General features: G+C 30.7%; 12 protein-coding genes. 5 read left to right on the top strand and 7 right to left on the bottom strand.

Going from position 1 to position 11,920, the window contains the following annotated elements:
• Positions 1-68: 68 nt before the first annotated feature.
• From ACR0P1_RS06525 to hemB, 3 genes are all read right to left on the bottom strand, one after another.
• Positions 69-389, bottom strand: a complete 321-nt coding sequence (locus tag ACR0P1_RS06525) for a hypothetical protein (protein WP_432645600.1) — start codon at positions 387-389, stop codon at positions 69-71.
• Positions 390-551: 162 nt separating this feature from the next.
• Positions 552-1,430 carry a triphosphoribosyl-dephospho-CoA synthase gene (locus ACR0P1_RS06520; protein ID WP_432645599.1) on the bottom strand — a complete coding sequence of 293 codons (879 nt, stop codon included), beginning with the start codon at positions 1,428-1,430 and terminating at the stop codon, positions 552-554.
• The gene (gene hemB, locus ACR0P1_RS06515; protein ID WP_432645598.1) at positions 1,427-2,431 is read right to left on the bottom strand and encodes a porphobilinogen synthase; all 1,005 of its coding nucleotides are present in this window, start codon (positions 2,429-2,431) and stop codon (positions 1,427-1,429) included. The genes ACR0P1_RS06520 and hemB overlap by 4 nt, the downstream gene beginning before the upstream one ends.
• Positions 2,432-2,543: 112 nt before the next feature.
• Between hemB and aroC the strand changes: the two genes are divergently transcribed.
• Positions 2,544-3,644 carry a chorismate synthase gene (aroC, locus tag ACR0P1_RS06510; protein WP_432645597.1) on the top strand — a complete coding sequence of 367 codons (1,101 nt, stop codon included), beginning with the start codon at positions 2,544-2,546 and terminating at the stop codon, positions 3,642-3,644.
• Here aroC and ACR0P1_RS06505 read toward each other — a convergent pair.
• A complete protein-coding gene (locus ACR0P1_RS06505) occupies positions 3,641-4,564 on the bottom strand; it encodes an MBL fold metallo-hydrolase (protein ID WP_432645596.1) in 924 nt (307 codons plus the stop codon). The genes aroC and ACR0P1_RS06505 overlap by 4 nt on opposite strands.
• 10 nt (positions 4,565-4,574) lie before the next feature.
• Entirely contained in the window at positions 4,575-5,495 is a 921-nt protein-coding gene (locus ACR0P1_RS06500; RefSeq protein ID WP_432645595.1) for a DUF2121 domain-containing protein, read from the bottom strand.
• Positions 5,496-5,806: 311 nt separating this feature from the next.
• Here ACR0P1_RS06500 and acs point away from each other — a divergent pair, with 311 nt between their 5' ends.
• The 3 genes from acs (at position 5,807) to ACR0P1_RS06485 (ending at position 8,985) form a co-directional block, all read left to right on the top strand.
• Complete coding sequence (gene acs / locus ACR0P1_RS06495) at positions 5,807-7,903, top strand: acetate--CoA ligase alpha subunit (protein ID WP_432645594.1); 2,097 nt, start codon at positions 5,807-5,809, stop codon at positions 7,901-7,903.
• Between the two features lie 84 nt (positions 7,904-7,987).
• Positions 7,988-8,362: a hypothetical protein gene (locus ACR0P1_RS06490; protein ID WP_432645593.1), complete on the top strand. Its 375-nt coding sequence runs from the start codon at positions 7,988-7,990 to the stop codon at positions 8,360-8,362.
• The gene (locus ACR0P1_RS06485; protein ID WP_432645592.1) at positions 8,359-8,985 is read left to right on the top strand and encodes a DUF447 domain-containing protein; all 627 of its coding nucleotides are present in this window, start codon (positions 8,359-8,361) and stop codon (positions 8,983-8,985) included. The genes ACR0P1_RS06490 and ACR0P1_RS06485 overlap by 4 nt, the downstream gene beginning before the upstream one ends.
• Positions 8,986-9,024: 39 nt before the next feature.
• Here ACR0P1_RS06485 and ACR0P1_RS06480 read toward each other — a convergent pair whose 3' ends face one another.
• Together ACR0P1_RS06480 and ACR0P1_RS06475 are read right to left on the bottom strand one after the other, a co-directional pair.
• Positions 9,025-9,996 (bottom strand): ABC transporter substrate-binding protein, encoded by a 972-nt coding sequence (locus ACR0P1_RS06480; RefSeq protein ID WP_432645591.1) that lies wholly within the window; start codon positions 9,994-9,996, stop codon positions 9,025-9,027.
• Positions 9,997-10,336: 340 nt separating this feature from the next.
• The gene (locus ACR0P1_RS06475) at positions 10,337-11,359 is read right to left on the bottom strand and encodes an adenylosuccinate synthetase (protein WP_432645590.1); all 1,023 of its coding nucleotides are present in this window, start codon (positions 11,357-11,359) and stop codon (positions 10,337-10,339) included.
• 257 nt (positions 11,360-11,616) lie between these two features.
• On the opposite strand from ACR0P1_RS06475, the gene ACR0P1_RS06470 reads away from it, so the two are divergent.
• On the top strand, positions 11,617-11,920 hold a 304-nt coding region (locus ACR0P1_RS06470; RefSeq protein ID WP_432645589.1), incomplete at its 3' end, for a response regulator.

Below are 11,920 nucleotides of genomic sequence, written 5' to 3'. Positions count from 1 at the left end.
TATATATATATATATATATATTATGCACAAGTATATAACATCATGAATAAAAATTAAAAAAAATAGGACTAGAATATAATCCTATTTCCTGTCCAATCAACATCATTAAACACATCAGCTTCCTTATCTTTAAGGTACTGAGTTGTATCCCTATACAATTTAACTCTGAAAATATCTGGATACGCGATATACAACATATCCCCATTTTCACAAGTTTCTTTTATGTATGTTTTTTCAAAATTGATGATTGAATTATCCTCCTTGTTGAAGTGATGGACCTCATTTGCACATAAAATCTTGAAATGTATGAAATCATCTTTTAATAATTCATTCACTAAATCCTCAATTAATGGAGGGTATTTTGCATGTTTATTGTATTTAATTTCCATTTTTAATACCTCAATTGTTTAAATAAAAAAAACTTATAATAATATAACTTCTTAAATTAATTCTTTAAATAGTTATTGAAAAAGTCTGAATAAATATATATTTTTTAACTATTCAAATTAATATTAAACAAAATAATGTATCATATTAATAAAAAAAGTAAATTATTCAAAATTATCTTTCAAATAACTTACAAAAATTGAAGCTGCAGTTAAATCAGCAGTTGTTCCAGGATTATACTTGTTTTTAAATAAAAATTCATCGAATTCTTTAACTTTATCTCCAAAATCACTTTCATCTTTAATATTAAGCAAATCTCTAGTCATCATGGATATCTTTAATGCTTCGTCAGACCCATATTTCCTTGAGATTAAAGTATCAGGAACCTGTGAAAGTATTGTCAAGAATGTTAAAACACAGGCTTCATTTTTAGATTTCTCTTTGGACAACTTATGATAAGTAGGATAACCAATTTCAAAAACAGCAGGCATATCAGATGTCATTTCACGAGCTAACATGTCCCATGGTGCAGAAATTTTTAAAACATCAAACATTGTCTGCTTATTTTCCCTAAGTTCATTTTTAGCATTGTCACTGGCAACATCATATTCGTCTTGATCACCCATTCCTCCAGCATCTGCAATATTAATTGCATCATACAAGTCACATGCATCATCGATGGAAGTGTTTGTCATTAATACTTTTATACTTTCACGAATTTCATCAAATGACTCACTAATAGCTGCTGCAACCGCAATTGGAGTTATCATCATAACAATTCCAAGGTTAGTGTTATTTTTAATCCATTTATCGGTTTCAGCTACTGCCTGCAATATAAATTTACCCAATTTTGGATTTTCAACATCAACATTATCACATGCTTCACGAATAGTATCTCCAATTACAATTCCACTTATTATAAAATCTTCAAATTCCATATCATCATAATCACGAGTCCTGTGGACATTTCCAGGTTTTGGATATCCACTAACTTCAAGTGCAGATGCAATTTGAGCTATTTTTGCAATTTCATAAGCATTCATTCTATCACATCATTTAAAAGTAAATATGGTGCAAAATTAGTGATTATTAAGTCTGCTCCAGCTCTTTTAATTGAAAGTAACGCTTCCGTAATTGCCCTTTCAGTTAGATATCCTTTCTCAATAGCCGCCATAATCATTGAATATTCCCCACTTACATTATATGCAACTAATGGCAACATGAACTCATCGCGAACCATACGGACTACATCAAGATATGGAAGTGCTGGTTTTACCATTAAAAAGTCACATCCTTCAATTACATCAAGTTCACATTCACGAATCGCCTCAATAGAATTACCGGGATCCATCTGATAAGATTTCCTATCTCCCAAATGGGGTGATGAACAAGCCGCAACTCTAAACGGTTCATAAAATGCTGATGCATATTTTGCTGAATAAGACATTATCATTACATTATAATACCCATTTTCATCTAATGTTTCACGAATAGCCTTTATTCTACCATCCATCATATCAGAAGGTGCAACAATATCTGCCCCAGCTTCAGCATGAGATAATGCTACTTTTGCAATGTAAGGTAAAGATTCATCATTTAAAATTTCAATTCCATCATCAGTATCATCATTGTCTCTAATCATACCACAATGGCCATGAGATGTGTACTGACATAAACATACATCACTAATTACAACAAGATTTGTTTCCTTTTTAAGTCTTCTAATAGCTTTTTGAACAATACCAGTTGCTGAATAATCAGGAGAAGCAATTTCATCTTTAGTTTCTTCTTTTGGTATTCCAAATACAATAATTGATTTTAGCCCTTTACTTTCAAGTTGCTTTGCAAATTCAATACCACTATCAAGAGCATATCTAAATTCACCTGGAAGAGATGAAATCTCCTCTTTTTCCATTCCTTGAAGTTCCTCTTTAAAATAAATTGGATAAATTAAGTCTTCTTTTAGAAGTTTAGTTTCACGAACAATATCTCTAATTTTAGCATTTTTTCTAAGTCTTCTCATTCTTGTAGTTGGAAATTCCATAATAATCACTTAGTTAATAATTATTGATTTAAAAATATTTAAACTAATATATGATACTTTAATATAATTTAAAAATTAAAATTTATGAATAATCATTAAAAAGAGGCTGAAAATGTCAAATTCAATTGGAGAAAAATTTAAAATAACAAGTTTTGGCTCAAGCCATGGTATTGGAATAGGTGCAATTGTAGATGGATGTCCTGCAAACCTTGAATTAAACTCAGAAGATATACAAAAAGAACTTGATAAAAGAAAACCTGGAACAAGCAGTGTAACTACCCCCAGAAAAGAAAGTGATGAAGTTCAAATACTTTCAGGAATATTTGAAGGTAAAACTGATGGAACACCAATTGCCTGTGTTGTTTTTAATAAAAACCAACATTCAAAAGATTATTCAATGTTTAAAAATACTCCCCGCCCATCTCATGGCGATTTTGGATGGATGATGAAATATGGAAACTATGATTACCGTGGAGGAGGAAGAGGTAGTGGAAGAGTCACTATTGGCCATGTCATTGGTGGAGCAATAGCAAAAAAACTCTTAAAAACACAAGGTATTGAAATTGTTTCACATGTAACTCAAATTGGAAACATTAAAGCAGAACCTAAGGAATACAACATTATAAAAGAGAATATTGAAAAAAATCCAATTAGATGCGGTGACTTAAAAGCATCAAAAGAAATGGAAGAATTAATTTTAACCAAAAAACAAGAAGGAGATTCTATTGGAGGAATTGTAGAAACAATAGCTATTGGAGTTCCTGAAGGTTTAGGAGAACCAATTTTTGAAAGATTAGATGGCGATCTTGCAAAAATTTTAATGAATATAGGTGCAGTTAAAGGAGTTGAAATAGGTCTTGGATTTGATGTAGCAAATCATACTGGATTTGAAATCAACGATGAATTTGAAATTAAAAACCATCAGATTACAACAAAGACAAACAATTCCGGTGGAATTATTGGTGGAATGAGTAACGGGATGCCAATAGTTTCAAGGATTGTTGTTAAACCTACACCATCTATTTCCAAATGTCAAGACTCAATTAACTTAGAAAAAATGGAAAATGAAAAAATAGAAATTAAAGGACGTCATGATCCTTGTATATGTCCTAGAGTGACAGTAGTAGCTGAATCAAGTACTGCAATTATTCTTGCAGATCATATGATTCGTTCAGGACTTATTCATCCTAATAATTTAAACAAAGATAATTAATTTTTCTTTACTATGGACAACTCATCAAACTCTTTCCTCTTAACGGAAGTTTGATATGAGTTTCTCCTACCACTATTAAACAGCGCATGACTAGTACTATGCATTGAAGATTCAACATCTTTAAGTGAAATTAATCTGAATTTTCTTGGATTATTGTAATTTATATTAAATGACAATCCATCAAATGCAGCTATTGTTTTAATACCTGTTTTTTTAGAAATCTTTTTAGCCTCAGCAACAGGATTATTAGATATCATTTTAAGACCTAAATGAGTCATGACTGCAACTTTGGGTTTTACTTCTTCGATTAAATTAATGAAATCATTTGAACACATGTGTCCAGGGATTGATTTTTCTCCTGGTCGCAATACACTAGCAATTAAAATATCCGCACCCTCATGGTCCTGTACTAATCCATCAAAATAACCAGTATCAGAAGTATAAGATAACTTGAATCCATTATAATCTATTTGAAATCCTGAACCTGCAGGGTCACTATGTTGAGTTTCAGTGCCTTTTACTTTAATTGAATCAATCTCACTAAATTCATCATGTTTTAATACAACAGTCCGTGATTTTGACTGATGATATTGAGAAATACATGGCCCCCATTTATCATAACCTTCTAGAACACTAGGGCTTCCAACAATGGTTCCATTATTTTTGGTCATACCTCTAGTCATTGATTCAATTAAAATCTCAGCATCATTATAATGGTCCGTATGAGCATGAGAAACAAAAACACCACTTAAGTTACGAGGATCAAAGCCAAATTGATATGTTCTAACAAGTGCCCCAGGACCGGGGTCTATATGATAGTTCTTACCACCAAGATTATCAATTCTAAATCCTCCAGTCATTCTTCTTTGAGAAATGGCTGAAAATCTTCCCCCACCACTTCCTAAAAATGTAATTTTCATTTTAATCACCTTATAAAGAACATAAAATTATATCACATTTAAGAGAGGATTTATCTTTTTTGAGGCATAAATCTTCATTTTCAATAACAACTTCATCTCCAATTTCTACATTACCACTTTCAGTAAACATTAATACATTTTTGCCTGGTGCCGCCAATTGTTTCCAGTTACTGTCCATTGCTTGTGTTTTGTCATTTAATTGAACAACTACCATATTTCCTTCAACATTTACAACATTACCCACACTGCCCTTATCAATAATCTTATTAACCATTTCAATTTCCATAGATTGTTGAACAAGTTGTTCTGTTAATTCCTGTCTAAATTTAGTTAATACTTTAATATCATGGTCAATAGTTAAGTTCAAGTGGTTTTGAGCTTCACTTTTATTGAAATTAGGTTGCTGCATTAAAACATCAAAGTTCTTTCCAACAGTAGGAGTCTTAGAAGAAACTTCTTTTAAAATATCTTCAAATAATTCCCCCATATACCTTAAACTTTTAGAACCTTTTAATTTTTTTGAAATTAACCTTTGAGCTACTTGCTTTGCAAAATTATTGCCGAAAATAACAATTCCACTTTCACCGGCAGTGCGTGATTTTGTCTGTGAACCTAACAATTCAATAATCTGATAACCGTTAGTTGTACCGTAAACTCTTCTCCTTTTTGTTTCCATGGTTCCTTTTGTACTTACTTCACCACGAATACAATTTCCAACTACTTTTAACTTATTTGCATCGTCAGTGATTTTAACTGAAATTCCAAGTTCAGATGCTCTTGCTAAAAATTCTTCATCAGTACCAATGGATCCCCCATATAATTCATCTTCTAATAAATTCAAATTCTTTTTATCACCAAAATAACCTATTTTTCTTTTATCAGCCGCCATTACACATCCTTTTTTACCTATGTAAGCAATAATTAAGCTCATAATATCTCCTAATTTTGATATTTATTAAAATATTCAAATATTTCAAAATATCAATCATTTAATAGTCACATATATTTATAGTAATCTTATGTTATAAAGTTTAACAGACCTGATTATTAAAGAGAATATTTAGGAGTGTATTCACTTCATGAAAATTTTTTAAGACAATTTTCATGATAAAACAGGTAAAATAAACATATAGTTAAATATAACTAAAACTAAAATTATAACTAGTATAAATTTAATATAATTTTTAATTATTTATCATTATAAATTATTATTAGATTTAAAGTTAATAAGGAGACAAACTTATGGTAGATCTCAATAAAATGTTTAAACCTGAATCTGTAGCAGTTATTGGTGCATCCAATACTCCTGGGAAAGTTGGATATATTATTGTTGATAATCTTATCAATGATGGATTTGAAGGAGCAATTTATCCAATCAACCCTAAAGGCGGAGAAATATTAGGTAAAAAAGCATATGCAAATATAAAAGACATTCCTGAAAAAGTAGACCTTGCTATAATTACTATTCCATCAACATTGGTTAATACTGCAGTTGAAGAATGTGGTGAAATTGGTGTCGAAAATATGGTAGTCATTACTGCTGGTTTTAAAGAAGTAGGAGATGAAGGTGCTAAATTAGAAGAAGAATTAACAGCACTTGGTAAAAAATACGGAATAAATATTATTGGGCCGAACAGTTTAGGAATTACTGATTCACATACACCATTAAATGGATCATTTTCACAAATGATGCCACCAACTGGTAATATGGCATTTATTTCACAAAGTGGAGCTATGATGGTAGCTATCATCGACTGGAGTGTAACTTCTGGAATTGGATTCAGTAAAGTTATAAGTCTAGGTAATAAAGCAGGTGTGAATGAAATTGAATTATTACAATATTTAGCAGATGATGATGAAACTAATGTAATCATTTGTTACCTAGAATCTATTTCTGAAGATGAAGACTTTGTAAGAACTATGAGAGAAACTGCACTTAAAAAACCAATTATTATACTTAAATCTGGTTCAAGTTCCGCAGGAGCAGAAGCTGCATCATCCCACACTGGAGCACTCGCAGGTAGTGATTTAGCATTTGATACATCCTTCCGCCAATCTGGAATTATTCGTGTGGAAACTATGGCTGAATTATTTGACTTAGGTTTAGCATTCTCAAAAGCACCTCTTCCAAGAGGAGATAATGTAGCAATTATTACTAACGCTGGTGGTGGAGGAGTAGTTACCGTAGATGCAATGGAAAAAGCAGACTTAAAACTTGTCCAATTTGATGAGGAAACTACTGCAAAACTTAAAAAATGTGTTACTGAAGAAGGAAGTGCTAAAAACCCTATTGATGTATTAGGAGATGCACCTGTAAGTAGATATAAAGAATCCTTAGAAATTGTATTAAGTCAAGATGAAGTTGACAGTTTAATCGTTATGGTTTGTCCTACCGCATCCGCAGATCCTGATGGAATTGCAAATGCAATATTAGAAGAAAGAAAAGAATTTGATAAACCAATCATTGTTGTAAACATGGGTGGTCCATCCTTTGAAAAAGCAAACGAAGTTCTAAGAGAAAATGGAGTACCAACATACGTATTCCCAGAAACTGCAGTAACAGCACTCAAAGCAATGACCGATTATGCAAAACTCCAAGATAGAGTATATGACGATGTTGTTGAAAATGTGACTGATGTTGATAAAGACAGTGTAAAAGCAATATTTGAAAAAGTTAAAACTGATGGAAGAGACACATTACTTGGTAGTGAAGCATATGCAGTAGCTGAAGCATATGGAATTTCAGCAGCACCAATCAAATTATCCACTAGTGCTGATGAAGCAGCTTTACTTGCAGAAGAAATGGAATTCCCTGTTGTACTTAAAATTGCATCCGATAAAATTTTACACAAATCTGATATCGGTGGTGTAAAAGTAGGAATTAGTAGCCCTGAAGAAGCTAAAGCAACTTATGATGAAATTATCGCAAATGCAAAAGCAGCACATCCAGATATTATTCCTGATGGTGTAGAAGTACAAAAAATGATGGATTCAGGTGAAGAAGTCATTGTTGGTATGATTCGTGACAAACAATTCGGTCCTATGATTGCATTTGGTATGGGTGGAATTTATGTTAACCTTATTGAGGATGTTTCATTTAACCTTGCAAAAGGTATGAGCTCTCAAGAAATCGATGAGCAAATCGACAGTACCAAAGTATCTGAATTGCTTGCAGGATACAGAGGAGAAGCACCTTGCGATGTTGAAGAAGTTAAAGAAGCTATTAAAAGAGTAGCTAGATTAACTTTAGACTTCCCAGAAATATCTGAGTTAGACATTAACCCAATCTTCGTTTACGAAGAAGGTTCAAGTGCACTCGATATTAAAATTAAATTATAATTTCTCACATGAGAAATTAACTCTTTTTCTTTTTTTAAAACTTTAATAAATATTAAATTCATAATTAACCATATAGGTGATATTATGGATGGTGAAATTGATTTAGAATTATATACTATTTCTATGATTCGTTTAAATTCTATTTTTCAAAAAATTGAAGACAACAATATAGCAACCGATATAATTCCTGATATCGAGAATTGCTTTAATGATTTAAGCCAATTATATGATAATATCTCAAATGATTTATCACAAGAAGAAATTAACATTAATGAATATGATCCATTTTTTGAAAATGGAATGGTAATGTTTCCGGAATATGTACGAAATATTGATGAAACCATAGAAAAAACAGAAGATAAAAATCTTAAACTTGCATTAACCAACTTATCAGATATTTTTGTAAAATTAATTAAAAAAGGAAACGACTATTTTGAAAAAAGAGGTGCATTTAAATGAAATATGACTTATCAAAAATAGGAATTGAAGCAAATTTACAATATGAATGTATTACCACCACCATCAGCAAAGAAGGTGTAAAAAATGCAGGTGCATTTGCATTTAAATACTTAGGTGATGACAATGTTTATTGTAATATATTTGAAGGATCAAAAACCCTAAAGAATATCCTAGATACTAAAGAATATGTAGTTAACATAACACAAGATCCATTAGTTTTCACATACTCTACACTAGATTGCTTAGGTGATGAATATTATACTAATGATGACTCAATAGCAATCATTAAAAACACTTCTGCTTATATTATTATTGATGTTGAAGATGTTGAAATTAAAACACCTGAAAATTTCCCAATTAAAGGGGATAACAACATTTATCTTATATATGGAAAAATCAGAAAATTAGTTATTAATGATGAAAGAGCAACAGCACTCAACAGAGGACTGCCTGCATTAATCAAAACATTAGTTAACTTCTCAAGATACAAAATCGTAGATGAAGAAAAAAGAAAAGAGTATATGGATAGATTAATTGAAAATCAAAGAGTTATAAATAAAGTTTCAGATGAAAAAACTAAAAAAGCTATGGATACATTAAAATCTGAATACGAAAAATACTAATTTTTTAAAAAAAAGAAAATTAAAAGCATAGTTAATTAACTATGCTTCCCAATAAATTTTATCTTGAGGAATAGTTTTATTTAAAAGTCCTATTTCTACTTCAAGTGCTTGGAATTCATCCACATCTGATTTGAAATCATCATCAATACCATATATGAACGGGAAGCTACCTAAAGAGTTAGCTTCTAAACCTTCATCAGAAACTATGTCTTGAGGTAAGAGTTTTACAATCTCATCAATTTTACCTGCTTTAACATTTTCATTTATGAATTTAGTTGCATTTTCATGAATATCTACAATAGCTTTTGCTTGATCTTCATGGTTTTTGATGAAATCATCAGAAGCAGCAACCACACAGCATGGGTGGTTTGGTAATATTTCAGATGAATCTTCTAATACATGAGCATTACTTTGATTTGCAGCAATGGACACATAAGGTTGGTAAGTGACAATACCATCAATTTGACCAGTTTTTAAAGCATCATTCATAGAAGGAACTTTCATTGCAGATACGTTTAAATCATCAATTGTCATACCATTTTGATTTAAATAGTAAACAAGTAAAGCATGTTGAATAGAAGCTTCTCCAGGAGTTGCAATAGTTTTTCCTTTTAAGTCTGCAGGAGATTTGATTCCAGAAGCATCATTCACAACAATACCTGTACCTTCAGTTTGAGCAGAAGAAATGATTTTTACAGGAACATTTTTTTCAATTGAAGATAAAATTGGAGTGATTCCAGCATATCCAACATCAACTTCTCCACTAGCAATAGCAGTCATTAAATCTCCACCATTGTTAAATTGAACAAGTTCTACAGTAATGTTATTATCTTTATACATACCTTTAGCATCAGCAACAAATAATGCTGCATCGTGATCAGAAGGCAAGTAACCTATTTTTACAGTGTCATCTCCTCCACCTAAAAAGTCGAAAAGACCAGCACTAGCTGAACCAATAGCTAAACATACAGCAAGTGCTAACACCAAAATAAATGTAATCTTTTTATTCATTTTTTTCACCATGTATTAATTAAATTAATCACATTATTTAATATCTAAAACATGATTATAAATACATTGCTTTTAAATAAATAATAATCCGTATAATGATTATACATATAAAAAAAATCAAATAAATAACTTAGATTAAGAAAATTAACTGTTTATATAGAAAAATAATCCATAAATTAAAATTCTTCTAAATTTTCCTTTTTTAAAACATCCATACTCCAGAAGAATTGAAAAAAATATTTACTTAAATGCAAGGTTTAAAAGTATCAAATTATTTTAAAAAAAAGTGCAATAAAATTCACATAGTCAAAAATTTATTAAAAAAAGTTAAAAAAAGAAGTTATAATAACTCTTTTCTTAAATCAATTGTATCTTTTAAATCTGGTCCAGTTGAAATAATAGTTACTGGTACACCAGTTGCAGACTGAATATCCTCAATAAAAGATTTAGTTTCAGCAGATAACTCACCATAATCTTGAGTTCTTGCACAATCAGGATATAATTTATCAACACAAGTTAAAGCAATTTGAGTTGCACCATTAATTCTACAAGATTCTTTTGCAAGATCCATGTCAAAGTATCCTATTCTTCTACGACGTCCAGTTACAACACCATATTCTTCCCATCCATGACGTTCAGCTTCTTCTTGAGTCATTTCAGTTGGAAATGGTCCTTCACCAACACGAGAAATATAAGATTTAAATACATTAATAACTTCATCTATTTTAGTTGGTCCAACACCAACATCTGCAGCAAATGTAGATGCAGTAGTGTCTTTACTAGTTACATATGGATAACTTCCATAATAAAGAGATAAGGCAAAACCTTGGGATCCTTCAATAAATACATCTTTACCATCATCAATAGCTTCATTACATTCCAAAGAAACATCAGTTATATAATCTTCAAGTTCAGGAATATCACGAGCTAAATCAATTGTTCTTAATACTCTATCCGAATTTGCAGGTCCACAACCAGATCCAGTACTTCCAATCTTTTTAGCTAAATGTTCAGAAGATTTATCCCTTTCCATGTGCTCTTTACTAATGATAGCACACCTAGGATCAACACACATCCTCTCTTTTACATTATATTTCTTTAAATCATCAAACTCTTTAAATAAAACATCTGGATTTACTAAAACCCCTGCTCCAATCATGAGCTTAGCACCAGTATGTACGAAACCGGAAGGGGTTAATCTTAAACCATATTTCTCCCCATTGAATTCAACAGAATGGCCTGCATTTGGCCCAACTCCTGCACGAGCAATAATATCAGGTTTATCATTGTCACAAAGGTAAGTAATACATTTTCCTTTACCTTCATCACCCCATGCACCGCCAACTAAAATATTACAAGTCATATAATAACTCCTTAAAAAATTAATATTTGAAAATCTTCATGAAAATCTTCATAACAATAATATTATATATTTCATGATTAAAAAGCTTTTGTACATAACATATAAATATTATGTTTTATAAAAATGCTATTCAAATAAATACTTGATAATATCTTTCATATAAAAATGATATGATGTAATACCGCAGGATACTAACAAGGGGATTTAATTAAAAAAAATCTATTAAACTGTAAAAAAAATAGAATATGGAGTTTAAAATGAAAAAAAGATTATTAATTGTTGAAGATGAAGCTATTACTGCATTAGATTTAAGATTTAGTTTAGAAGAAAGAGGCTACGAAGTCATAGACACTGCAGATACTGGCCAAGATGCAATTGATATAGCAGCTGAAACTGTACCAGATGTTGTTTTAATTGATATTAAGTTAAAAGGAGACATGGAAGGAATTGAAGCAGCTGAAGTAATTTCAGAATTAAGAATACCAATAGTCTATTTAACAGCAAACACAGATACTGATACATTTAAAAAATCAAATGTGAAAGGATCATATGGATTTATAT

It is taken from the genome of Methanobrevibacter sp. (assembly GCF_050872065.1).
Classification (GTDB): domain Archaea; phylum Methanobacteriota; class Methanobacteria; order Methanobacteriales; family Methanobacteriaceae; genus Methanocatella.
This window is presented reverse-complemented; position numbering and strand designations above follow the sequence as displayed.